This window comes from Leifsonia sp. Root4 (genome assembly GCF_001425085.1).
Classification (GTDB): Bacteria; Actinomycetota; Actinomycetes; order Actinomycetales; family Microbacteriaceae; genus Microterricola.
On the sequence record NZ_LMDN01000004.1, the window covers coordinates 278085 to 300166 of the forward strand.

Below are 22082 nucleotides of genomic sequence, written 5' to 3' on the forward strand. Positions count from 1 at the left end.
GTCGCGCGGATTCCACTGCTGTCGGTCGCGGCGACGAAGCGTGACGACCGCGGGGACTCAGGGGGCGCTCAGCCCGACCGCCGCGAACGCCTCGCTCGCGCGGGTGCTCGTCAGGTAGGACGCGAATGCGGCGGCCGCCTCCGGGGCGCCGTGGCGCACGCCGATCGCGAAGCGCGCATAGGACTGGAGCTCGTGCGGGATCGGCTCGACGACGTGCGGGCCGGCCACGGAGCGCAGCTCGCTGACCTGCTGGATCGCGACATCCGCCCGCCCGTCGACGACGGCTTCCGCCGTGAGCCCCGCGGTGAAGCGGACGGCACGCTCGTCCAGGCGCTCAAGCAGCTCGCGCTGTCGCATCACCTCGGCGAAGTGCAGTCCGCTCGCGCCGGAGAGGGAGTAGGCGACCGCCCTGGAGCCGAGCAGGTAGTCGAGGAATGCCTGCGCGGAGCCGTCGACGGGGCCTGGCGCCTCCGGCATCCGTGCGAATCCGACCGCCGACACGGCGATCTCGGCCACGGCGTCACCGTCGAGGATCCCCTGCTCCGCGAGGTTCCGAACGGAGCCGGCGACCCCGAGGACCATGTCGGGACGCTCGCCGGCGCCGATGCGCTCGAGCAACACGGAGGTCGGCTCGAAGGTGACGGCGACGCGGCTGCCGCTCGCAGCCTCGAATTCGGGGATGAGCGATTCGACGAGCGGTTGCTGAACCACGAGTCCGCTGTACAGGGTGATCATGCTGCTGGGGTCCTTTCGGCGGTGGGCGCGGCCAGAGCGGCCAGTCTCTCCGCGGTGAGCGGAGAGGTCGGGTGCCCCTGAGTGATGAAGTAGATCTGGGCGGTGTGCTCGAGTTCCTCGAGCGCGTCGAGTGCCGAGTCGAGGTCGACTCCGGCGACGACGGGCCCGTGGTTGCGCAGCAGCAGCGCATGGCCGGCACGGGCGGCATCCTCGACAGCGGCGGTGGCGGCCGGGTCGCCCGGAGCGAAGTAGGGAAGCACCCGGAGCTCGCCGACCCGCATGCCGTAGTACGCGGTCAGCGGCGGGAGCGGGTGCTCCGGGTCCAGCCCGTCCAGACACGAGAGGGCGGCCGAGTAGAGGGAGTGCGTGTGCACGACGGCGTTCAGCTCGGGGCGGACGCGCAGCATCGCAACGTGCAGGAACGCCTCCTTCGTCGGCTTCGGACCTCCGAGGTGGCGCCCGTCGGCATCCAGGACCGAGAGCGCGTCTGCCTCGATCTCACCGAGGTTCACGCCGGTCGGGGTGACCAGGATCTGCTCACCATCGCGGATGGCGAGATTGCCGGTGCGGCCATGGGTCAGCCCACGCCGGTGGATCGAATGCGCGACGCGCTCGATCTGCGCTCGCGCGTCTTCGCCGGTCATCGTGACTCCCCACTCCGCGCCACGTCGACGAACAGATCGGGGTCGCCGAAGTTCCCCGACTTGAGGATCAGGTGCAGATCGCGGTCGGCGTCGTGGATCCAGGGTGCGCCGAGTGCCGCCTCTTCGCCGACGACGGCCGTGCGCATGCCGAGGGCCTTGACGACCTCGCCAGAGGTCTCGCCCCCGGCGATCAGCATTCGGCGCAGGCCGCGTTCGGCGAGCTGCGTGGCGATCAGGCCGGCGGTCTGCTCGTACAGGGCACCGAGATCCGGAATCGCGAGGTCGCGCTCCTCGGCGGGGCTCGAGGAGTAGATCAGCGCGGAGGCGTCATCCGGTCGTTCGTCCCACCAGGCGAGTGCGCCCTCGGCGAGCGCGACCGCAGACTCCCCCGGCTCGGCCACGAGCTGGTAGGCGTCGCCGCCGCTCTCGCGGAAGCGGGCGATCTGCTCGAGGGTGCGCCGGGAGCAGCTGCCGGCGAGGATCGCCGTGCGCCCAGTCGGCGGGCCGGCCATCACCCGGTCGGAGGCACGACGGCGGAGCGCGATCGCTCCGATCAGGCCGGCAGAGCCTGCGACGAGAACGTCGCCGTCCACCGCCTCGGCGATCGCGGCCAGGTCCGTCTCGGCGACCGCGTCGACGACGAGGTGCGCGATGCCAGATGCGGCGGCGGCGGCGATCCCGGCGCGGACGGCAGCGGCGCCCGCACGGACGGTCTCCAGCGGCAGCATGCCGACCGATCCACGCACCTGCGGGGCGAGCAGTCGCGGCACGGAGGAGTCGAGCATGGGCGTGACGGGGTGCTCACGCATGTGGGTCTCGTGCAACGGAGCGTCGCCGACGAAGAGGTGTCCGCGGTAGACGGTTCGCCCGTGCAGCGGTGCGGCCGGGGTCGTCACGACGATGCCGGCGCCGAGCTCGGCCGCGAGTGCCTCGGTCACCGGGCCGATGTTGCCATCGGCGGTCGAGTCGAATGTCGAGCAGTACTTGACGTAGAAGCGATCGGCGCCGAGGCGTTGCAGCGCGGCCAGGGCGGCCAGGCTCTGTGCCACGGCGTCCGGCACGGCGATCGACCGGGTCTTCAGCCCGATCACGATGGCGTCTGCATCGGCGGCGGCGACGGCAGCGGCGTCACCCGCGTGATCTCCGAGGTCGGCGGTCAGCGAGAGCAGCGTCCTGAGGCCGGAGCGGCTGAGGGCCGCCGCGACATCGGTTGCACCGGTAACGTCGTCGGCGATGACGCCGATCATCGTCCGCGCCCGTCGGTCTCGGCCGCCAGGCGGGCCGCGGCGGCACGGGGGCCGTCGAGGGTCGGCACGCCGAAGCGCTCGGCGAGCGCACCGGCGGCGGGCGCCAGCGAGAACTGGGCGAGCACGATGAGCTCGAAGTTGGCGTCGACCGTGGCGACGGCATCCGCAAGCACCTCGCTGAGGCGCTCGGCGGGAAGCGGCTTCGATGCAGCCGGAACGACGAGCGGTCGGATCTCGGTGCTGACGCCGGCCGCAGCGAAGGCGGCAGAGAGGCGCTCTGTGCTGTCCGCGGCGGCGGACTCCAGCGAGGCGACCAGGAGCAGACGCGCCGGCCGCTGCGTCACGGCCTCTGCGAAGAGTGGCCCGTCGGCGGAGAGCACGACGACCCCGTCCGCGGCGGCGTCGCGCACGTCGGCACGCGCGCCGTACTGGGAGCAGGTCAGCAGCACGCCGTCGGCGCCACCGGCGATGGCCATGTCGATCAGCTGGTCCATGCGTGCGGCGAGCGGCTCGGTGATGCCACCCTCGCGCTGGGCGTCGGCCAGCAGGCGGTCATCGAGGAGGTTCCAGACGGTTCCGTTCGGGAACGCCTCGCTCATCGCGGCAGCGGCCGGCCCGATCGCGAGCGGTGTTGCGCTGATGAGCGCGATTCGTGCGTGGTTCATGCGCTGATCCTCTTCGTCCATGCCAGGCCTTCGTCTGTGCGCCCGATCGGTCCGTACTCGCAGCCGATCCAGCCCGCGTAGTCGCTGGCCGCGATCCGGGCGAGCACGCCCTCGTACGCGATCTCACCCGTGCCGGGTTCGCCGCGTCCGGGATTGTCGGCGATCTGGATGTGGCCGACGAGCGGGGCGAGGCGCTCGAAGCGCTCGATCACATTCCCGCGGTCGACCTGGGCGTGGTAGACGTCGAAGAGCACACCGACGGTGGCGGGGTCGACGGCCTCGGCGACCGCGGCGGCCGTCTCCATCGACTCCAGCCCGTAACGCGGCTGATCCCGCTTGTTGATGGCCTCGAGAACGATTCGGATGCCGGCGCCGCGCGCCTGCTCCGCGGCCCAGCCGATGTTCGCAACGTAGTTCGCGAAGGCGAGCTCCGGCTCGGCGGCGGCCGGGCGCAGCCCCGCCATCACGTGGACAACCGGCGCGCCGAGGACCGTGGCGTACTCGAGTGCCGAGAGCACTCCCGCACGGAACTCCTCACGGGCGCCCGGCACGAATGCCGCCCCCATGATCGTTGCCGACCCGGCCGGCCCGGCCGGCGTGTTGATCAGCACCTGCTCGAGGCCGGACTGATCGAGCAGCTCGCGGATCCGCTCGGCTGGCAGCTCGTACGGCGAGGCGAACTCCACGCCGGTGAACCCGGACGCGGCAGCCGCGTCGAAGCGCTCCTCGAACGGCACCTCGGTGTACATCCACTTGAGGTTCGCCGCGAGCCGGACCGGACCGGCCGTCGTTTCGATGATCACGCGAGCACCGCGTCGTAGCCGGGGTTCACGACGAACTGGGGCCCGGCAACGCCGCTGAGAACGTCGATGACGTTGGCGGCGGCCATGAGTCCGGACGCGCCGCGCGCCTCGCGGGTCGCTCCGGCGACATGCGTCGTCGCGAGGATCCCGGGGGTGTGCAGCAGCGGGCTGTCCTGGGGCAGCGGCTCGGTTGCGAAGACGTCGAGCGCCGCCCCGCCGATCACGCCGGCGCGCACCGCGTCAACCAGCGCGTCCTCGTCGACGATGCCGCCGCGCGCCGTGTTGATCAGGACCGAGTCGCTCTTCATCGTCCGCAGGCGGTCGGCGTTGATCAGATTGCGCGTCGACTCATCGAGGAACAGGTGCAGCGTCACGAAGTCCGACTGCGCCAGGACTTCGTCGAGCTCTGCGCGCCGGATCCCGTGGGCCGCGGCGAACTCCTCGTCGAAGTAGGGGTCGTATGCGACGATCTCCATGCCGAACCCGGCGGCGATACCAGCGACGGCCTTGCCGATGGAACCGAGGCCGAGGATGCCGAGGGTCGAACCACGCAGCTCACGGCCGGTCAGCTGCTGCCAGCTGCCGCCCGCCAGGTTCTGGATGTTCTCCTGCACACGCCGAGCCGTGGCCAGCATGAGCGTGAACACGTGTTCCGCGACGGCCTGACGGTTGGCGCCGGCGGTGATGCAGACGGGGATGTTGCGGGCCGTCGCCGTGGCGACATCGACACTGTCGTAGCCGACGCCGGTGCGCACGATGATCTCGAGGCGCTCGGCGATGTTCAGCTCCTCGGAGGTGAGCGGCATGGTCCCCGCGATGATCGCGCGCGACTCGGCCAGCAGCCGGGCCCGTTCCGCCTCCGGCAGAGCAGAGAGGTCGGGCACGTGGCGGGTGGTCAGCCCGGCGGCGCGCAGCATCCGGTCGGCCTCGTCGCCGGGGTGCAGGAAGGCTGTGGTGATCAGGACATCGGTGAAATCGGCGGCGGTGCTCACCAGATCCCTCCCTCGTAGTTAGAAGCGGTGAATGCTCCGCCGTGGTATTTCGGCAGAGCGGCGGAGAAGTCGACGGTATCGCTGTGGTCGGCGGCGTCATCCTTCGGAACGAAGCCGATCGCGGCCCAGCCGGCGTCGGCGTTCCACCATCGATCGGTGTTCGCCGAGCAGCCGTAGACGACCTGGCAGCCGACGGGGCCGCTCTCGATCGCGCAACGCAGCAGCTCGACGCCGTCCGGCCAGCTCAGCCAGAGCCCGAGCTGTCGTCGGTCTTCTGGGGCGGGGCGGAACGTGCCGATGCGCAGGAGCACCGATTCGATCCCCCACTTGTCGTTGTAGAGGCTGGCGAGCGCCTCACCGAACGCCTTGGACACCCCGTAGTAGGTGTCCGGCCGCAGCGCTGCGGTCTCGTCCAGCAGCTCGCTGGACGGGTGGAAACCGACAATGTGGTTCGAGCTCGCGTAGACGACCCTGCGCACTCCAGCTCGGCGTGCCGCCTCGTAGACGTTGTATGTGCCATCGATGTTGGAGGTGCGGATCTCCTCGTACGACGCCTCATCGGCGACCCCGCCGAGGTGCACGATGACGTCGACGCCCGCGGCCGCCTCGGTGAGCCGATCCAGCTCGGCGAGGTCGCCGATGACGATCTCCTCATTGGGGTGCAGCGGCGCATCACTCGCGCTCCGCGCGTAAAGCACGACGCGGTCGTAACGCCCGGCCAGACCCTCGCGGATCACGGCGCCCATTCGCCCGGTGCCACCGGTGTACAGCACTGTTGTCATCATCGTCCTTTCGTGAGCAGCGGCGTCAGCCGATGCTGCGGTCCTGCTCGCCGCTGTCGGCGTCGGCGAAGTAGCCGATGGCCGCGTGCTGTGGGCGCACTCGTTTCACGTCGCCGTCGACGATGGCCAGTCCGACGTCGTGGCCGGGGAGGAGCACTCCGGCGGTGTCTGTGAGGAGCGAGCGCAGGCGGTCGATCGTCGCAACGCTCTGCTCGTCGTCCATGCTCGAGTCGGCGCGCAGCGACGCAAGCTCGTGGACGTTCTTGACCGAGTCACCGGCGAAGATCATGCTCTCTGCCGTGCGCTCCGTGAAGAATGCAAGGTGGTGGGGCGTGTGGCCGGGGCTCGCGATGGCGTGGATTCCCGGCAGGAACTCCTGACCGGCGGAGATCCGCTCGACGCCCTCTGTGCGCCGCAGCAACTCCTGCACGTGCAGATCGGGGATGAACTTCGTTCCGGCCGGCTGTTCGGCGGCCCAGGCGAGTTCCTTCTCCCCCACCCAGGTCGTCGCATTGGCGAACATCGTGAAGTTCGCGACGTGGTCCCAGTGCATGTGGGTGAGCAGGACGTCGGTGACATCGTCAGGTGTGAGGCCGAGCTTCGCCAGGCCCTCGTGAATGAGTGGGATGTATGCCGGCTGGCCCGCATCGACGAGGACGCGGCGTTCGCCGTCATCCAGGAGCCACATGCTGCTCCATCCGAATGCGCCGTGCGACGACGACTTTCCGGGGAAACCCTCTACGAGTGGGTGGGCGGTGTACGAGTTCATGACTGCCTCACCGCCGTCGACGCGCTCCTGTGCATCATCGCCTCCAAGTTGTTCACGGCTATACTATAGCCGCAACTGAAGAATACAGCACCCACTCGACCGAGTCGAATTCGGCTGGGCCGCTCACAGGAGCAGCCCAGAAAAGAGGTGCGGAATCTTCGCCGATCTCTGAGCTGCACGACCGATCAATGCCGAGGTGGAACCGTGAGTACCGATGTGAATGTCCGCCGTGAGCGGTCGCCCGCCGTGAGCGAGCAGGCCGGCCGATTCCGGATGTCACTCCCGCCCGAGATCGCCGCGACGGTGCTTGCCCTCTCAACGGTTGTGCTCGGAGCCGTTCTCGGTCTGCCGAGCTACGGGATCTTCCTCGGGTGGGCCGCGGCCGGGCTGAGCGGAGCGGGCAAGGCCGCCCGCCTGCCGATCCTCGGAAGCTGCCTCGTCGTCGGGGCGGCATTCGGCGCAGGGACCCTCGCGGCCCAGTCCGCGCTCGGCACCATCCTCGGGCCCGATGTGCCGCAGTGGATCTGCGCGGTCGCTGCGCTCGCCATTGCCAACCCGCTGCTGATTCTGCTCGGGCGGCTGCCCCGGTTCAGCTCGGTGCCGGGGATGTTCATCGGATTCTCGACTCTGTTCGCCGTGTTCCTCAGCGCTTCGGCTCAGGTTTCCGGCAACATCGTCATGGCGCTGCTCGTCACCGTGGCGATGAACCTGACGGGCCTCGGCTTCCACTGGCTCTACAACCGCATGACCGCGCCGCGCGAGGCCCGCGGATGACGCCGTTGACGTGCTCGATTTTCCGCTCCGCCACCGCCCACAAGCGCATCGGGGTTGAGGCTAAGCTGTGAGGATGATCGAGCAGCCAGGGACCAAACGGCCGATTGCCGATCAAATGTACGACGTCCTGCTGCAGCAGTTCATGTCCGGTGATCGCGGCGCGGGCCAGAGCCTGAACATCGGTGCGCTCTCCCGTGAACTCGATGTCAGCCAGACCCCTCTGCGCGAAGCGCTGGCCAGGCTCGAACACACCGGCCTCGTCGAGCGCGAGGCGCTGCGCGGATACCGCGTCGCCCCGATGATGACGCGGCTCGAGGTGCAGCAGCTGATGGAGGCTCGCCTGGTGCTGGAGCCGACGCTCGCCGAGCAGGCGGCACTGCGCAAGACCGACGAGTTCATCGGCAAGCTTCGCGAGACGGTCGACGAGTTCCACCAGTCCGCGACCCTCGCCGATGTCGAGGCCACGGGCTTCAATCAGTACTGGCGTTCAGACGATCGCTTCCACATGCTGATCGCCGCGCAGGCGGGCAACCCGTTCCTGGCGATGGCCTACACGGCGCTCGGCGGGCAGATCCAGCGCTTCCGCCTCTTCTCCAAGCTGGGACGGACCGGCGCGAAGTTCGCGGCGCCGGAGCACAGCTCGATCCTCGACGCGATCGAGGCCGGCGACGGGGCTGCCGCGGCGGCGGCCATGCGTGAGCACGTGATCGGCGCGACCGAGCGCCTGCTCGAGCTCGACGCTCAGTAGCGACGTGCGGCGCCGACGCGCCCACCCCTGACTACGCGCGCCGCAGCGATTGGGCACGGTTGTGCAACAGGGCCCGCTCCCGCTCATTGCCGGTGAGCGCCGCCGCGCGCTCGAACTCGGCCCTGGCCTCATCGCTGCGCCCGAGCTTCTGCAGGAGATCCGCGCGCACACTGGGCAGCAGGTGATAGCTCGCCAGCCTGCCCTCCGCGACGAGGGCGTCCACCAGCACGAGCGCGACGGCCGGTCCACGTGCCATCGAGAGCGCGACGGCCCGGTTCAGCTCGACCACCGGCGACGGCACGCGTCGGGCCAGCTGGTCGTAGAGTTCGGCGATGCGCGCCCAATCGGTGGCATTCGGGGTCACCGCCCGTGCATGGCAGGCGGCGATCGCCGCCTGCAGTTGGTAGCTGCCTGCCCCGGCGCCACGCGCCTGCTCGCAGCGCTCTGCCCTGGCCAAGGCCGCGAGGCCGCGTCGGATCAGCAGCTGGTTCCAGCGGCTACGGTCCTGCTCGAGCAACAAGATCGGCTCCCCCGTCGCGGTGGTGCGCGCGCCGAGCCGTGATGACTGGATCTCCATCAGCGCGACGAGGCCGTGCACCTCGGGCTCGCGTGGCAGCAGCTCGGCGAGCACACGCCCGAGGCGCAGCGCCTCGCGGCAGAGCTCCGGACGCATCCAGTCGTCGCCAGAGCTCGCCGAGTAGCCCTCGTTGAATACGAGGTAGATCACGGCGAGCACCGAGTCGAGCCTGGCCGCGAACTCCGCGCGCTCCGGCACCTCGAACGGCACGCCGGCCGCCGCGAGCGACTTCTTCGCGCGCACGATGCGTTGCTGCATCGTCGCCGTCGGCACGACGAAGGCCCGCGCGATCTGTTCGGCGCTCAGCCCGCCGAGCAGGCGCAGGGTCAGCGCGACGCGGGCATCCTGGCTGAGCACGGGGTGGCACGCGACGAAGATCAGCCGCAGCAGCTCGTCGTCAATCGGCTGCAGCACCGCAAGATCCGGCCGGGTCTGCACCGCGAGCGGCGCCCCGGCCATGGCACGGGAGGCTGCGGCCGACGGCGCGGTTCCGGATGCCGCCGCCGCAACGTCGGCCGCGGCATCCGCCGTGCGCAACTCCTCGGCGAGCGCGGCGGCGCGCTGCCCGAACGCGGCCTGCCGCCGCCACTGGTCGACGGCGCGGCGCTTGGCGACCGTCGTGAGCCACGCCCCGGGATTGCGTGGGACCCCGGATTCCGGCCACTGCTCGAGGGCGGCAACGAGTGCATCCTGCGCGAGCTCCTCCGCCATGCCGACGTCACCGGTGACGCGGGCCAGGGCGGCGATGAGCCGGCCGGACTCGATCCGCCACACCGCCTCGACGGCACGACGCGCGGCGCCCGCTGCATCTGTCGCAGCGGGCGCCGTCGTCATGGCCGGGTCGGTCACGCGGTGCGCGACGTTCCGGTCTCCTCGCGCCAGACCTTCTCCTTCTGCACGTACTCGTTGCTCTGGTCGAACTCCTCGAGCTCGAACACCTGGCGCACCTCGACCTGGCCTTCGGGGATCGGGATCCGCTTGGCCCACTCGATCGCCTCCTCCTTCGAGGCGACGTCGATGATCCAGAACCCGGCGAGAAGCTCCTTCGACTCGGTGAACGGGCCGTCAACGACGGTGCGGTCCTCGCCGTCGAACGTCAGGCGCACGCCCTCGGAGGTGGGGTGCAGGCCCTCGCCCGCCAGCATCGCGCCGGCCTTGATGAGCTCCTCGTTGTAGCGGCCCATCGCGTTCAGGGCTTCTTCCTCCGGTCCGTTGGTCACGGAGTTGCTCTCGTCGGACTGCAGCAGCATCATGAACTTCATGGTCGTTCCCTTTCACTTGGTGAGAGGCAGAACCGCCTCATACCCAGGCGTCGAACGAGCGGGGCCCAGATCGACACGGCATCCGAGATTTCTCAGAAATACTTTCTGAGACCTCCACCCTAGATTTCCGGATGCCGCAGCAACAGCCCCGATGCGCGTCTGCGTCTCGATTCACTCCGGCGGGGTCTCCGCAGCGGCCTTGATCCCCGCGAGACGTGCATCCCAGCCGCCGGCCAGCTGTTCCAGACTGCGCGCGGCATCGCTCACACGGGCACCGAGGGCGCGGTAACGGAGCTCGCGGCCATGCCGCTCGGCCTCGACCAACCCGGCCGCCCGCAGCACCTCGATGTGCCGTGCGACGGCCTGGCGGCTGATCGGCAACTCTCGGGTGAGCGCCGATGCCGACGCCGGCGCGGAGCCGAGCCGCACGAGGATGCTCCAGCGGGTGTCGTCACCGAGCGCCGCGAACACGGTCGGCAAGGAGGCGGCTGCCGCCACAGCGCTTTCCGCACTCACTCGGTGTCCGTGCCGCTCAGGTAGCTGCGAGCAGCGGCCAGCTCGATCTCCCAGCCCTCGGTGTTCTCGTCGACGGCAATGCGGCGCTTCTCTGCAGTGATCGCCAGCGAGGCGAATCCGCTCTCCAGCACGCGCAGAGTGACCCCGCCGTCGCGCTCGGTGATCCAGAATTCCACCAGCGTCGACGCCGTCGAGTCGTCCCGCGATGCGTCAGCGCCCGGGATGGTGAACCAGCGGAAGGCGGCGTACCGGGGTGGGTCGAGTCGGAGCGTGCGCAGCGGGAACTCGCCGTGCACGGGGTCGATCACCACGACGTAGCCGTCTTCCTGGCGGATCTCGTGGTCGATCACGGTGCCGTCGTTGATGTACCAGCCGGGCACCGAGATCAGCTGCCAGACGCGCTCGGCACTGGCATCGATGTCGATGCTGCGCTCGATGCTGTCGATCTCGTCGCGTTCAATCGTTTCGGTCATGACCTGCCCTCTCGTTCGTACTGCGCTGCCTGAGTCCTACTGCAACGCCATCGTTGCACTTCGGATGCCGACATGCAACCGTTTCGTTGCAGTTTGCATCGCTGGCAACCGAGCGCCGACCCTCGCGGCTCGGGAAAGGTGCACGGGCCCGGCATATTCCCCGGGCCCGTGCAGTGTTCGTGGGCCCCGAGGGAGCTGGGGCGGGAGCGGGCGGACGCCGGCTAGCTCCAGACGGAGGGCGCCTCCGCGCGGGTGGGCGGCAGCGCGACATCCGTGGCCCAGCTGAGCAGCCACTCCGGCACCTCGATGCCGTCCGGAACCTCACCGACGGCCGCCAACAGTTCGTCCATCGGCACGACGCCGCCGCTGCGCTTGAGGAAGCGGCCGCGGATGAAGCCCTGGGCGTAGACCTCCGGCTGGCCGTCGGCACCCGGACGCACGAAACGCTGCTCGACGTAGACGGCCTTGTCATCGAAGCCGAGAATGCGCGATTCGATCGTGAAACGCTGCCAGAGCTCGAGCGACTTGCGGAAGCTGATCGTCTCCGACACCACGACCGGGTACCAGCCGCGCTCCTTGAATGTCGCCCAGACGCCGTTGCGCACGAGCATGTCAAAGCGCGCGACGTCCATGATCGACAGGTACACGCCGTTGTTCATGTGGTTCAGGATGTCTTGGTCGGTCGGCAACACGATGAAGTTCGTGTGGGCGACGTCGTAGTGCCCGAGCCGGGGCTTGCGGCGCGAGAAGACCAGCATGTGCAGCAGCGTGCGGAAGAACATGTGCATGCGGCAACGCTAGCGCCGGGGTGCGGATGCCGTGGCATCCGTTGTGCGAATCCTCAAACAGTCACGGGCTCCCGCTGATTGAGTAGGCCGTCTACGGCCGTATCGAAATCATGGCCGTGCGAAAACTAGACCAGCATCGCTTGCGGTTCCTGAAATTGCCTTGGTTTGGGCTGCCACCTTTCGCGACGCTCCGCGTCGCGCTAGGCGGGGAGCTCCCGCTGGTCGACCCCGTTGTACACCGACAGCGGGCGGATCAGCGCGTTGGATGCGAGCTGCTCCATGACGTGCGCCGTCCAGCCGACGACGCGCGCGGCGACGAAGATCGGCGTGAACGTCTCGGTGTCGAATCCCATCAGGTGATACGTCGGTCCGGCGGGGTAGTCGAGGTTCGGCTTGATGTTCTTCCGCTCCCCCATCGCCGTCTCCAGCGCGTCGTAGAGCTCGAGCATGTCCGGGCGGTCGTAGTGCTCCACCATCGACTCGAGCGCGGTGCGCATGGTTGGCACGCGGGAGTCACCGTTCTTGTAGACGCGGTGCCCGAAGCCCATGATCTTCGCCTTACGGGCGAGCGCCTCGTCCAGCCAGGCCGCGGCCTTGTCGGCGGAGCCGATCTCGGCGAAGGTGTGCATGACGGCCTCGTTGGCCCCACCGTGCAGCGGGCCCTTGAGCGCGCCTATGGCGCCGGTCACGGCCGAGTAGATGTCGGAGAGCGTCGAGGCGATCACCCGCGCCGTGAAGGTGGACGCGTTGAAGGAGTGCTCCGCGTAGAGCACGAGCGAGGTGCGGAAGGCATCGACGACCACCGGCTCTGCCTCCTCGCCGAAGGTCATCCAGAGGAAGTTCTCGGAGTAGTCGAGGTCGTCCCGCGGTTCGATCATCGGGAGCCCATGCCTGCGTCGCTGGTCGTAGGCGACGATCGCCGGCAGCTGCGCGAAGAGTTCCTTCGACTTGCGGAGGTTCTGCTCGGGCGCGTTGTCCTCGGCATCCGGGTCATTCGCTCCGATGATGCTGACGGCGGTGCGGCAGACATCCATGGGGTGGGTCGTCAGGGGCAGATCGTCGATGGCCCGTAGTACATTCGGCGCGATCGCCCGCGATGCCCGCTCGAGCGCCGTGAACTCGTCGAGCTGCTCGCGGGTGGGCAGCTCGCCGTACCAGAGCAACCAGGCGACCTCTTCGTAGCTGCACAGCGCGGCCAGCTCCTGCACGGGGTACCCGCGATAGAGCAGCGAATTGGTCTCCGGGTTCACCTTGGAGATCGCGGTGTAGTCCACCGGCACCCCGGCGAGGCCCTTGTAGATCTCTGGAACTGCACTTTCGGGCTTGGCGTCAGTCATCGTCGTCTGCTTCCTGTGCGCTGGTGGTTCGGATACCGCGGGCTAACGCTGCACGGTGAAGTTGAACACTCCGGAATCGAAGTGGTTGTAGCCCTCGTAGTCGATGAGCTCGTAGAGGTCGGCCCGGTGCTGCATCTCGCCGAGCAGAGGCTCGAGCGTGCCGGCATCCGTCAGCGAGTCCAGCCCGCGGGCGGTCGCCCCCATCGCCAGGCGTAGCATCGACACCGGCCAGATGACCATGTTCATGCCGATGTCGGCGAGCTGCTGTGTGGTGAACAGCTCGCTCTTGCCGAACTCGGTCATGTTGGCCAGCAGTGGGACGTCGACGGCCGCGCGCATCGCCTCAAACTCCGCGAGCGAGCGCATCGCCTCGGGGAAGATGGCGTCGGCCCCGGCGTCGACCAGCCTCTTGGCCCGGTCGAGTGCCGCGTTCAGGCCGTCGACGGCGGCGATGTCGGTGCGCGCCATCACCAGGAAGTTGGGGTCGCGGCGGGCGTCGACGGCGGCCCGGATGCGCTTCAGCGCAGTCGACTCGTCAACGACCTGCTTGCCGTCGAGGTGGCCGCAGCGCTTCGGGTTGATCTGGTCTTCGATGTGCATGCCGGCGAGGCCGGCATCCTCCATCTCCTGCACGGTGCGGGCCACGTTCATCGGCTCGCCGAAGCCGGTGTCGGCATCGACGATCGCGGGCAGCTCGGTCATCCGGGCGATCTGCTTGGCGCGGCCGGCGACCTCCGTGAGCGTCGTCAGGCCGATGTCGGGCAGGCCGAGGTCGGCGCTGAGCACGGCGCCGGAGATGTAGACGCCGTCGAAGCCCTTCCGTTCGATCAGCCGCGCGGAGAGCGGATTGAACGCGCCGGGGAAGCGCAGCAGCTCGCCGCTGGCGAGGCCGGCGCGGAAGGCGACGCGCTTCTCGGCGGGGGTAGCCCGGGAGTACAGCATCAGAAGATCCCCTCGGGGTTCGCCACGGATGCCAGCACGCCCGGTGCCGCATGGATCGTGAGCCCGCCGAGCTCCTCAGCGGTCAGCTCCGGCAGGCGCTCGGCGAGGGCGATGAAGCGGTCGATCTCGGCCTCATCGAGCACGTGCTCCGCCAGCATCCGGAACTTCGCGATGTAGTCCGCGCGTTCGAACGGCTTGGCGCCCAGCGGGTGGGCGTCGGCGACGGCGATCTCGTCGGAGATGACGCTCCCGTCCTTCATCGTGATGACGACACGGCCACCGAAGGCCTTCTCGGCCACATCGAGCGAGTGGTAGCGACGCGTCCACTCCGGGTCCTCGACCGTGGTGACCTTGTTCCACAGTTCGACGGTGTCCGGGCGCTGGGCGCGCTCGGGCTTGTACGAGTCGACGTGGTGCCAGGCGCCGTCCTGCAGGGCGACCGTGAAGATGTAGGGAACCGAGTGGTCAAGCGTCTCGCGGCTGGCCGTCGGGTCGTACTTCTGCGGGTCGTTCGCCCCGGAGCCGATGACGTAGTGCGTGTGGTGCGAGGTGTGCAGCACGACGCTCTCGATACCGTCGACGTCGTCGAAGATCAGCGGGTACTCGTTGTGCAGGCGGCGGGCGAGGTCGATGATCGCCTGCGCCTGATACTCGGCGGAGTGCTCCTTGGTGTAGCTGTCGAGGATGGCGCGCTTGGCCTCGCCCGGCTCGGGCAGCGACACCTCGTATACGGCATCCGGCCCGTCGAGGAGCCAGGCGATGACGCCGTCCTCGCCCTCGTAGATCGGGGTGGGGCTGGTCTCCCCGCGCATGGCGCGGTCGACGGCCTCGACGGCCATCTTGCCCGCGAAGGCCGGGGCGTGTGCCTTCCAGCTGGAGATCTCGCCCTTCCGCGACTGCCGCGTGGCGGTGGTGGTGTGCAGCGCCTGGCCGATGGCCTGGAAGATGGTGTCGGCGTCGAGTCCGAGCAGCGTTCCGATACCGGCGGCGGCGCTCGGGCCGAGGTGGGCGACGTGGTCGATCTTGTGCTTGTGCAGGCTGATCGCCTTGGCGAGGTCGACCTGGATCTCGTAACCGGTGGCGATGGCGCGCACGACGTCGCGCCCGGTGAGCTCCCGCTTCTCGGCGAGGTGCTGCGCGACCGCGATGATCGGCGGGATGTTGTCGGCCGGGTGCGAGTACTCGGCGGCCAGGAAGGTGTCGTGGTAGTCGAGCTCGCGCACGGCGACCCCGTTGGCCCATGCCGCCCACTCCGGGCTGGTGCGACGGGCCTGGTCGAGGCCGAACACGGTGGCGCCGACGCCGTGCACCGAGACGGGGTGCGAGGTGGCCTGCGAGCGCGCGGAGACGACGGGGGCCCTGGTGAGGGACGCCGCGGCGACGGCCGCGTTGTCGATGACGCGGTTGATCACCATCTCGGTGACCTCCTCGCTCACCTCAACCGGGTCGGCGGCGAGGACGGCAAGCTTGTAGGCGAGCTGGTCTTCGCGGGCGAGGTTCTCGTCGCTACGGTGCACTCGGAGGTGATGCTGCTGCACGGGGTTCCTTTCGTCGTGCTGCGGGCTCAGGCGATGCCTGCGCTGCTCGTTGCTTCACTCTCCGCGCTGGAGAGTGCATTGGTCAAGCTTTTGTGCAGGTGCACATGGGTGGCGTGGCTGGCCAGCGACGCATCGCCGGCGACGATGGCCTCGATGATGAGCAGGTGCTCGGATGCCGCCTGGCGCAGCCGCTCATGGTCGTGACTGGCGAGCCGGCGGATCCTGCTCGAGTGCAGACGCACATTCTGCAGGGCCGCGACGAGGTATTCGTTGTCGACGGCGTCGTCGATGGCGAGGTCGATGTCGTCGACGATGCTGAAGTACTCGTGCAACCCTTCGTCGCCCTGTTCGAGCAGGGCGGGGGCCTTGGCGAGGCGATCGCGCAGCCGGCGGAATGGCACGTCGTCGCGGCGGCGGGCGGCGAGCATGGCCGCCTGGCCTTCGAGGGCCTGGCGCAGCTCGTACAGGCCGACGATGTTCTCGCCGGAGATCTCGCTCACGACGAGGCCGCGGCCGGAGAGCGAGGTGACGAGGCGGTCGGCGGTCAGCCGGGCGAGGGCCTCACGCAGAGGTGTGCGGGAGACGCCGAGACGGTTGGCCTGCTCGACCTCGGCCAGCACGGTGCCGGGGCGGAGGACGCCGTCGAGGATCTCGCCGCGCAGGGTCTCATAGGCTTTTTCACCGGCCCGCATGCTTCCCCCTCACTGCGACAGCGCGTGTTGTACGTCGCTATGTATACATAGTAGGCGGCAATCGGGGTCGGATGCCACTTCGATGCCGACAATGGGGGTCAAATGTATACACCACTCGAGATTCTGAGAACCGCTAGCCTTTTGATCAGGCCAAAGCGGTCAGCCCTGAGAGATTGAGTAACATGCCAGATTTTGCGTCGATGTCACCGTGGAAGCGATTCTGGGAGAAGGGCGGATGGTGGAAGGCCGTCATCCTCGCCGCCGTCTACTACGGGCTCTACCAGCTCCTCGGGTTCATCGTTGTGCCGCTTTTCCCGCCGGTGGAGGCGAACAGCGCCGCATACATTCTCATCTTCTACGCGCTCCCCATCTTCCTGGGCGGAGTCCTGCTCGTAATCTTCGGCTTCTCGCTGGGATGGCTGCGCGAGCTCTTCGGCCGCCAGCCGATCCGGGGCTCGTGGTGGATGTGGATCGCCGTCGCGGTGGTGCTCCTTTTCAATATTCTGCATTTCGCGACGATCGACTATGGCGCGGCAGGCTTCGACGTGGTTGCGGCGTGGCTGCTCGCGGGCCTGTTCATCGGCTTCGCCGAGGAGGTGCTGACCCGCGGCTATGTTGTGAACCTCATGCGCAAGGCCGGGCACTCCGAGATCGCCGTCGCGACTGTCTCAGCCGCGGTTTTCGCGGGTCTGCACGCCGGCAACCTCTTCGGCGGCCAGCCGCTCTTAGCCACGGCGATCCAGTTGCTCTACACCTTCGGGTTCGGCATCTGCATGTATCTCGCGCTGCGGGTCACCGGCAACATCATCTGGCCGATCCTCCTGCACGCCACCACCGACCCGAGCATCTTCCTGCATACCGCCTACCCGACTGAGGGAGCACTCGCGAGCTTGGCGGGTCTCGGCAACCCCGTCGTGATCCTGACGGGTCTCGTGCTCCTCATCTTCATCAGGGGGCGCGTTGCCGCCCGCGAAAGCGACCCCGCGCTGGTCGCTCAGGCACCGCTCGCGTAGCGGACACCACCCACTCGCGCAGCGGGGCCCTGCCGAATGGCAGGGCCCCGCTCGCTGTTTAACGCACCCCCCACCCCCACCCCGCTGATTGAGCTTGTCGAAATCAAGCCACGTGGTTTCGACAAGCTCAACCAGCGGAGTCGGGCTCACCCAGCACGGGTTTCGACAAGCTCAACCAACGTGGTTTCGACAAGCTCAACCAGCGGGAGCGTCTCACTCCCAGAGCGGCTCCGCCGGCCGGTGCGCGAGCGCGCGCTCCGCGGTGCCGGCCGGCACCTCGGCGAGGCTCGCCGGGTTCCAGCGCGGCCGGCGGTCCTTGTCGATCACCTGCGCGCGGATCCCCTCTGCAAGGTCGGGCTGCTCGATCATCCAGGCACACACCGCGTACTCCTGCTCGAGCACCGCGCGGAGACCGGGCGCCGTGGACGCCGCCCGCACCGAGGCGAGCGTGACCGTGAGCCCGAGCGGCGAGAGCGTCTCCAGCTCCTCGGCAGCCGCGTGCGCCGCCGCCTCCGGCCGCGCCCGCAGTCGCTCGATGATCTCGGGCACCGTGTCGGCCGAGTAACAGGCGTCGATCCAGGCGCGGTGCTCGATGAGGGGCGCCGGGGCGTCCTCTGCCGGTTCCGGCGTCTCATCGAAGAGCATCACGATCTCCGCGGGCGATCCGGGGTCCGCACGCTCGGCGAGCGCCTGCAGCAGGTGCGGCAGCGTGGCGCTCTCGACGTAGAAGTCGGCGAAGCCGGTGTCGATGGCGTCGGCCGCGCCCATGCTGGCCGAGTTGAGGGCGAGGTAGGTGCCGAGCTCGCCGGGCGCGCGGGAGAGCAGCCAGGTTCCTCCGACGTCCGGGCAGAAGCCGATGCGGGTCTCCGGCATGGCCAGCCGCGAGCGCTCTGTGACGATGCGAATGCCGGCGTGCCCGGCCAGCCCGATGCCGCCGCCCATCGTGACGCCGTCCATGACCGCGACGAACGGTTTCGGGTACTCGGCGATGAGGGCGTTGAGCCGGTACTCCGCGCGGAAGAAACCGCGAGAGAGCTCATGCCTGCCTGCGACGGTGTGCTCGTAGAGTTCGCGGATGTCGCCGCCGGCGCAGAGCCCCCGCTCGCCGGCGCCGTCGAGCAGCACCACCGAGACCTCGCTGTCGTGCTGCCAGGCCAGCAGCGTCTCGGTCAGCACGGTGATCATCGCCGCGTTCAAGGCGTTGAGGGCGCGTGGCCGGTTGAGCGTGAGCCTCCCGACCCCGTCGGCGACGCTGACAAGTACCTGCGGTTCTTCGCTCATGCCCTCACGCTATCGCCCGGCATCCGCACGCCCGCTCCACACGGCGCGGGACCGACGTCCACACGCGATCTCGCTGGCCTCCGACGCTCGGCCGGGAGTAGCATTCCCAGATGGTTCCCTGGCCCAACCTCCTCGGCTTCGCGCTCGCCTCGATCGCGCTCATCGCCCTGCCAGGGCCGAGCGTGCTGTTCGTGATCGGCCGCACCCTCACACTCGGACGCACGGGCGGCCTGCTGAGCGTCCTCGGCAACTCGCTCGGTGCATTGCCCGCACTGCTGCTGGTCTCACTCGGCGTCGGAACGATCGTGGCCCAATCGGCGACGCTGTTCACCGTGATCAAGTTCGCCGGGGCCGGCTACCTTGTGTACCTCGGCATCCAGGCGATCCGACACCGCAAGGATGCCGGGGCACCGGCGACGGCCGCGAGCGCCCCAACAGGTAACACCCCGGCCGAGACGCCGCAGAACCGCTTCTCGAAGCTGACGCGCCCGTTCTCGCATCCGACCACCCGTATTCTCGGCGAGGCGTTCCTCGTCGGGCTGACCAACCCCAAGACGATCGTGTTCTTCGTCGCGGTGCTGCCGCAGTTCGTCGATTACAGCGCGGGCGCCATCCCGTTGCAACTGGCCGAACTCGGCATCGTCTTCATCCTGCTCGCCCTGATCGGCGACAGCCTCTGGGCGTTCACGGCCGGCGCCGCACGCACCTGGTTCGCCAAGTCGCCCAAGCGCATCGAGCACCTGGCCGGAGCCGGCGGCGCGATGATGGTCGGCCTCGGCGGCGTTCTCGCCTTCACCGGTTCCAAGAGCTGAGCCACGAGGCTGTCGACGGGGGCTAGTTCCGGCGGCAGGTTTCGACAAGCTCAACCAGCGGAAAGGGCTCAACCAGCGGTAGGGGCTCAACCAGCGCGGTCGGGGCTCGACCGGCGGCAGGTTTCGACAAGCTCAACCAGCGGTCGGGGCTCAACCAGCGGTGGGGGCTCAACCAGCGGTGGGGGCTCAACCGGGCCAGCGTCCGTTCAGCCGGGCGCGCGTAAACTTGGCCGGTGGCCACAGCCAAAATCCTTCTCTTCTACGCATTCACGCCGCTCGCCGACCCCGAGGCCGTGCGCCTCTGGCAGCGCGATCTCGCCGAGTCACTCGGCCTGCGCGGGCGCATCCTGCTCTCGGAGCACGGCATCAACGGCACCCTCGGCGGCGAACTCGCCGCGATGAAGCGCTACGTGCGCAAGACGAAACAGTACGCGGCATTCAAGGGCATCGACTTCAAGTGGAGCGAGGGCACCGGGCTCGACGAGAGCGGAGCCAGCCTCGACTTCCCTCGGCTCAGCGTCAAGGTGCGCGACGAGATCGTCTCCTTCGGCGCCCCTGGCGAGCTGAGCGTCGACGGCGATGGCGTCATCGGCGGCGGAACGAAGCTGGCGCCGCGCGAGCTGAACGCCCTCGTCGCCGAGCGCGCGGCATCCGGCACCGAGGTCGTCTTCTTCGATGGCCGCAATGCCTTCGAGGCCGAGATCGGGCGATTCAAGAACGCGATCGTTCCGGATGTCGCAACCACCCGCGATTTCGTGAGCGAGCTCGACAGCGGCAAGTACGACCACCTCAAGGGCACGCCGATCGTCACGTACTGCACCGGCGGGATCCGCTGCGAGGTGCTCTCCGGACTGATGAAGAGCCGCGGATTCGACGAGGTCTACCAGCTCGATGGCGGCATCGTGCGCTACGGCGAGGCTTTCGGCGACGACGGCCTCTGGGACGGCTCGCTGTACGTCTTCGACAAGCGCGGGTCGATCGACTTCAGCGACCACACCGCCGTCATCGGCGGATGCGTGCGTTGCGGCGACGCCACCAAGCGCATGCAGAACTGCACCGACCTGTCGTGTCGCGAGCAGCTCGTCGTCTGCGAGGGCTGCGCGAGCGCTGCGCCGACGTTCTGCGGCGAGCACGCGTTGGCTGGCTAAGAGCCGAGCCTGCCACTGTCGCTGATTGAGCCTGGCCCGCCCTGCTCTACCAACGCCGCTTTCGCCTCATTCCGCCGGGCGTATGACCGCGCCGACCGGCTGGAGAGCGCCAGCAGGATCAGGATGTCGAGCGCGAGGCTCAGCAGAGTTGTGCGCAACGAGATGTCGAGGCCGGAGCGCCACCAGTCGATGAACGGCACCAGGATGCTGATCGTCGCCAGCGACATGGCGGCGATGCGCGCCCAGTTCACGCCGCGCACCACCAGCCAGGCGAGCACGAGGTAGAAGGCGAGCCAGACGCCGTAGCCGAGCGCACCGACGCGGACGACGCCCTCGGCGAAGAGTTGCTCGTCGGGCGTCAGCGTCTCGCCGCTCAGCATCTCGGTGCGCACGAAGCCGGGAACATCGCCCAGGGCGAAGGCGATGAGGGTGAAGCCGGAGAGCACCCGCCCGACCATCAGGATCGCGCCGACGGTGATGGGGACCGGCCGCTTCACGAGATGCCCCGTACTTCGACGGTCGCCGGCTCGGTGCCGTCCTCCGGGCTGCCGGGGGCGAGCGCGGAGTCGCGAACGGCGCCGGGAACAACCCTGCGCAGATCGATCACCGGCATGTCGCCGTCGGTCTGGATCGAGTCACCGCCGCCGTTGCGGGAGTGGTAGCCGGTGGAGAAGTCTCGGATGACGAGCAGGCGCGCGGCCGGCTCCGCCCCGCGCACGGTGGCGATGATGTGGTCCCGCTCGACGTCGGTGTTCGCGTCGATCTTGTGCGTGATCTGCAGCGTGAACAGCGAGAAGCCGACGGCGCGGTCGAAGGTTCCGGCGGCGAGCCACTCCACCCGGTGGCCGCCCGGCAGCATCCATCCCTCCGGGCAACGCCAGAACCGCACGTGATGGCGCTTGGCCGGGTTGCCGGCCACCTCCTGCTGGTAGGCGAAGTCCTGTTGGCGCTCGAACAGGAACAGCGGGCTGACCGGCGCCTCGTCGTAGCTGCGGCGCGAGAGCGTCGACGTGACGATGCGCCAGCTCGAGGCCAGCGTCAGCTCGTCGGCGCGGGTCCAACCGGCCGCCTCCATGGTCTGCTCCAGCTGCTGCGCGCTGCCGAGAAGTGCGAGGTTGACCGGATCGCCCAGCAGACCGTCGCTCGTGCGGGTGCGCCCGATGAAGTAGTTGGGGACGTAGAGCTGCGTGAGGATCCGGTGCAGCCGCGGCAGCACGAGGTATGCCAGCAGCAGCCAGAAGGCGAGCAGGAACAGCAGGCCGGCCCAGCCCCATTCCAGGCTCTCGGTCGCGAGCAACACGGCCAACCAGACCGCGGCGAGGCCGGCGAAGACGAAGAAGAAGTTGTCGAGCGCCGCAGTGAATGAGCGGCGCCTGACGCGCGCGGGCGCTGGGCGCTTCTCGACCTCCGGAGCCGCAGGTGCTGGCATGACGTCATCGTATCCGCTCGGCTCCGACATCGCGCGGGCCGCGGCACCCCGCGAGCGACGGTGATGTCCGATTCCGGCGAACGCAGCGACGGCGGGCATCGCTATCGTGATCCAC

The 22082-nt window shown here is 68.9% G+C and carries 25 protein-coding genes; 5 read left to right on the forward strand and 20 right to left on the reverse strand.

The features are described 5' to 3' along the window. Positions 1–57: 57 nt before the first annotated feature. From ASC66_RS14580 to ASC66_RS14615, 8 genes are read right to left on the reverse strand one after another with little or no spacing between them, the layout of a single operon-like run. Positions 58–735, reverse strand: a complete 678-nt coding sequence (locus ASC66_RS14580) for a substrate-binding domain-containing protein (RefSeq protein WP_055841058.1) — start codon at positions 733–735, stop codon at positions 58–60. After that, on the reverse strand, positions 732–1379 hold the full coding sequence (locus ASC66_RS14585; RefSeq protein WP_055841061.1) for a class II aldolase/adducin family protein: 648 nt from the start codon (positions 1377–1379) through the stop codon (positions 732–734). The genes ASC66_RS14580 and ASC66_RS14585 overlap by 4 nt, the downstream gene beginning before the upstream one ends. Next, entirely contained in the window at positions 1376–2626 is a 1251-nt protein-coding gene (otnK, locus tag ASC66_RS14590) for a 3-oxo-tetronate kinase (RefSeq protein ID WP_055841064.1), read from the reverse strand. The genes ASC66_RS14585 and otnK overlap by 4 nt, the downstream gene beginning before the upstream one ends. Further along, the gene (locus ASC66_RS14595; RefSeq protein WP_082492411.1) at positions 2623–3291 is read right to left on the reverse strand and encodes a hypothetical protein; all 669 of its coding nucleotides are present in this window, start codon (positions 3289–3291) and stop codon (positions 2623–2625) included. The genes otnK and ASC66_RS14595 overlap by 4 nt, the downstream gene beginning before the upstream one ends. After that, positions 3288–4094 (reverse strand): hydroxypyruvate isomerase family protein, encoded by an 807-nt coding sequence (locus ASC66_RS14600; protein ID WP_082492361.1) that lies wholly within the window; start codon positions 4092–4094, stop codon positions 3288–3290. Before ASC66_RS14600 ends, ASC66_RS14595 begins: the two co-directional genes overlap by 4 nt. Beyond that, positions 4091–5086, reverse strand: a complete 996-nt coding sequence (locus tag ASC66_RS14605; protein ID WP_055841069.1) for a phosphoglycerate dehydrogenase — start codon at positions 5084–5086, stop codon at positions 4091–4093. The genes ASC66_RS14600 and ASC66_RS14605 overlap by 4 nt, the downstream gene beginning before the upstream one ends. Beyond that, positions 5083–5868, reverse strand: coding sequence for an NAD-dependent epimerase/dehydratase family protein (locus ASC66_RS14610; protein WP_055841729.1), 786 nt, complete (start codon positions 5866–5868; stop codon positions 5083–5085). Before ASC66_RS14610 ends, ASC66_RS14605 begins: the two co-directional genes overlap by 4 nt. 25 nt (positions 5869–5893) lie before the next feature. After that, positions 5894–6637: an MBL fold metallo-hydrolase gene (locus tag ASC66_RS14615; protein WP_055841072.1), complete on the reverse strand. Its 744-nt coding sequence runs from the start codon at positions 6635–6637 to the stop codon at positions 5894–5896. A 204-nt stretch (positions 6638–6841) separates the two neighbouring features. Here ASC66_RS14615 and ASC66_RS14620 point away from each other — a divergent pair, with 204 nt between their 5' ends. Next, positions 6842–7411 carry a DUF1097 domain-containing protein gene (locus ASC66_RS14620; protein WP_157509817.1) on the forward strand — a complete coding sequence of 190 codons (570 nt, stop codon included), beginning with the start codon at positions 6842–6844 and terminating at the stop codon, positions 7409–7411. Between the two features lie 73 nt (positions 7412–7484). Beyond that, complete coding sequence (locus ASC66_RS14625; protein ID WP_055841077.1) at positions 7485–8159, forward strand: GntR family transcriptional regulator; 675 nt, start codon at positions 7485–7487, stop codon at positions 8157–8159. Between the two features lie 31 nt (positions 8160–8190). Here ASC66_RS14625 and ASC66_RS14630 read toward each other — a convergent pair whose 3' ends face one another. From ASC66_RS14630 to ASC66_RS14670, 9 genes are all read right to left on the reverse strand, one after another. Further along, the gene (locus tag ASC66_RS14630) at positions 8191–9570 is read right to left on the reverse strand and encodes an RNA polymerase sigma factor (protein ID WP_055841732.1); all 1380 of its coding nucleotides are present in this window, start codon (positions 9568–9570) and stop codon (positions 8191–8193) included. An 11-nt stretch (positions 9571–9581) separates the two neighbouring features. Next, positions 9582–9998: a YciI family protein gene (locus tag ASC66_RS14635; protein ID WP_055841080.1), complete on the reverse strand. Its 417-nt coding sequence runs from the start codon at positions 9996–9998 to the stop codon at positions 9582–9584. Positions 9999–10169: 171 nt separating this feature from the next. After that, positions 10170–10496: an ArsR/SmtB family transcription factor gene (locus tag ASC66_RS14640; protein WP_235496939.1), complete on the reverse strand. Its 327-nt coding sequence runs from the start codon at positions 10494–10496 to the stop codon at positions 10170–10172. Positions 10497–10510: 14 nt separating this feature from the next. Next, positions 10511–10987: an SRPBCC domain-containing protein gene (locus tag ASC66_RS14645; protein ID WP_055841083.1), complete on the reverse strand. Its 477-nt coding sequence runs from the start codon at positions 10985–10987 to the stop codon at positions 10511–10513. Between the two features lie 221 nt (positions 10988–11208). Beyond that, positions 11209–11775, reverse strand: a complete 567-nt coding sequence (locus ASC66_RS14650) for a thioesterase family protein (protein WP_055841086.1) — start codon at positions 11773–11775, stop codon at positions 11209–11211. Positions 11776–11975: 200 nt separating this feature from the next. After that, positions 11976–13112: a bifunctional 2-methylcitrate synthase/citrate synthase gene (locus ASC66_RS14655; RefSeq protein WP_055841089.1), complete on the reverse strand. Its 1137-nt coding sequence runs from the start codon at positions 13110–13112 to the stop codon at positions 11976–11978. A 42-nt stretch (positions 13113–13154) separates the two neighbouring features. Then, a complete protein-coding gene (prpB, locus tag ASC66_RS14660; protein WP_055841091.1) occupies positions 13155–14054 on the reverse strand; it encodes a methylisocitrate lyase in 900 nt (299 codons plus the stop codon). Further along, complete coding sequence (locus ASC66_RS14665; protein ID WP_055841095.1) at positions 14054–15592, reverse strand: MmgE/PrpD family protein; 1539 nt, start codon at positions 15590–15592, stop codon at positions 14054–14056. Before ASC66_RS14665 ends, prpB begins: the two co-directional genes overlap by 1 nt. A 26-nt stretch (positions 15593–15618) precedes the next feature. Beyond that, positions 15619–16284 carry a GntR family transcriptional regulator gene (locus ASC66_RS14670; RefSeq protein WP_055841098.1) on the reverse strand — a complete coding sequence of 222 codons (666 nt, stop codon included), beginning with the start codon at positions 16282–16284 and terminating at the stop codon, positions 15619–15621. A 182-nt stretch (positions 16285–16466) separates the two neighbouring features. On the opposite strand from ASC66_RS14670, the gene ASC66_RS14675 reads away from it, so the two are divergent. After that, complete coding sequence (locus ASC66_RS14675) at positions 16467–17297, forward strand: CPBP family intramembrane glutamic endopeptidase (protein ID WP_055841100.1); 831 nt, start codon at positions 16467–16469, stop codon at positions 17295–17297. Between the two features lie 213 nt (positions 17298–17510). Here ASC66_RS14675 and ASC66_RS14680 read toward each other — a convergent pair whose 3' ends face one another. Then, positions 17511–18578, reverse strand: coding sequence for an enoyl-CoA hydratase/isomerase family protein (locus ASC66_RS14680; RefSeq protein WP_055841103.1), 1068 nt, complete (start codon positions 18576–18578; stop codon positions 17511–17513). A 110-nt stretch (positions 18579–18688) separates the two neighbouring features. Here ASC66_RS14680 and ASC66_RS14685 point away from each other — a divergent pair, with 110 nt between their 5' ends. After that, positions 18689–19390 (forward strand): LysE family translocator, encoded by a 702-nt coding sequence (locus tag ASC66_RS14685; RefSeq protein ID WP_055841106.1) that lies wholly within the window; start codon positions 18689–18691, stop codon positions 19388–19390. A 233-nt stretch (positions 19391–19623) separates the two neighbouring features. Next, complete coding sequence (gene trhO / locus ASC66_RS14690) at positions 19624–20538, forward strand: oxygen-dependent tRNA uridine(34) hydroxylase TrhO (protein WP_055841108.1); 915 nt, start codon at positions 19624–19626, stop codon at positions 20536–20538. On the opposite strand, the gene ASC66_RS14695 is transcribed toward trhO, so the two are convergent. After that, positions 20535–21035 (reverse strand): hypothetical protein, encoded by a 501-nt coding sequence (locus tag ASC66_RS14695; protein WP_055841110.1) that lies wholly within the window; start codon positions 21033–21035, stop codon positions 20535–20537. The genes trhO and ASC66_RS14695 overlap by 4 nt on opposite strands. Beyond that, positions 21032–21967, reverse strand: a complete 936-nt coding sequence (locus ASC66_RS14700; protein ID WP_055841739.1) for an LssY C-terminal domain-containing protein — start codon at positions 21965–21967, stop codon at positions 21032–21034. Before ASC66_RS14700 ends, ASC66_RS14695 begins: the two co-directional genes overlap by 4 nt. Positions 21968–22082: the final 115 nt, after the last annotated feature.

Coding starts and splice junctions, on each gene's coding strand:
- ASC66_RS14580 (WP_055841058.1), bottom strand. CDS start 735: ATGATCACCCTGTACAGCGGACTCGTGGTTCAGCAACCGCTCGTCGAA.
- ASC66_RS14585 (WP_055841061.1), bottom strand. CDS start 1,379: ATGACCGGCGAAGACGCGCGAGCGCAGATCGAGCGCGTCGCGCATTCG.
- otnK (WP_055841064.1), bottom strand. CDS start 2,626: ATGATCGGCGTCATCGCCGACGACGTTACCGGTGCAACCGATGTCGCG.
- ASC66_RS14595 (WP_082492411.1), bottom strand. CDS start 3,291: ATGAACCACGCACGAATCGCGCTCATCAGCGCAACACCGCTCGCGATC.
- ASC66_RS14610 (WP_055841729.1), bottom strand. CDS start 5,868: ATGACAACAGTGCTGTACACCGGTGGCACCGGGCGAATGGGCGCCGTG.
- ASC66_RS14615 (WP_055841072.1), bottom strand. CDS start 6,637: ATGAACTCGTACACCGCCCACCCACTCGTAGAGGGTTTCCCCGGAAAG.
- ASC66_RS14625 (WP_055841077.1), top strand. CDS start 7,485: ATGATCGAGCAGCCAGGGACCAAACGGCCGATTGCCGATCAAATGTAC.
- ASC66_RS14630 (WP_055841732.1), bottom strand. CDS start 9,570: ATGACGACGGCGCCCGCTGCGACAGATGCAGCGGGCGCCGCGCGTCGT.
- ASC66_RS14635 (WP_055841080.1), bottom strand. CDS start 9,998: ATGAAGTTCATGATGCTGCTGCAGTCCGACGAGAGCAACTCCGTGACC.
- ASC66_RS14645 (WP_055841083.1), bottom strand. CDS start 10,987: ATGACCGAAACGATTGAACGCGACGAGATCGACAGCATCGAGCGCAGC.
- ASC66_RS14650 (WP_055841086.1), bottom strand. CDS start 11,775: ATGCACATGTTCTTCCGCACGCTGCTGCACATGCTGGTCTTCTCGCGC.
- ASC66_RS14655 (WP_055841089.1), bottom strand. CDS start 13,112: ATGACTGACGCCAAGCCCGAAAGTGCAGTTCCAGAGATCTACAAGGGC.
- prpB (WP_055841091.1), bottom strand. CDS start 14,054: ATGCTGTACTCCCGGGCTACCCCCGCCGAGAAGCGCGTCGCCTTCCGC.
- ASC66_RS14670 (WP_055841098.1), bottom strand. CDS start 16,284: ATGCGGGCCGGTGAAAAAGCCTATGAGACCCTGCGCGGCGAGATCCTC.
- ASC66_RS14675 (WP_055841100.1), top strand. CDS start 16,467: ATGCCAGATTTTGCGTCGATGTCACCGTGGAAGCGATTCTGGGAGAAG.
- ASC66_RS14680 (WP_055841103.1), bottom strand. CDS start 18,578: ATGAGCGAAGAACCGCAGGTACTTGTCAGCGTCGCCGACGGGGTCGGG.
- ASC66_RS14685 (WP_055841106.1), top strand. CDS start 18,689: ATGGTTCCCTGGCCCAACCTCCTCGGCTTCGCGCTCGCCTCGATCGCG.
- ASC66_RS14700 (WP_055841739.1), bottom strand. CDS start 21,967: ATGCCAGCACCTGCGGCTCCGGAGGTCGAGAAGCGCCCAGCGCCCGCG.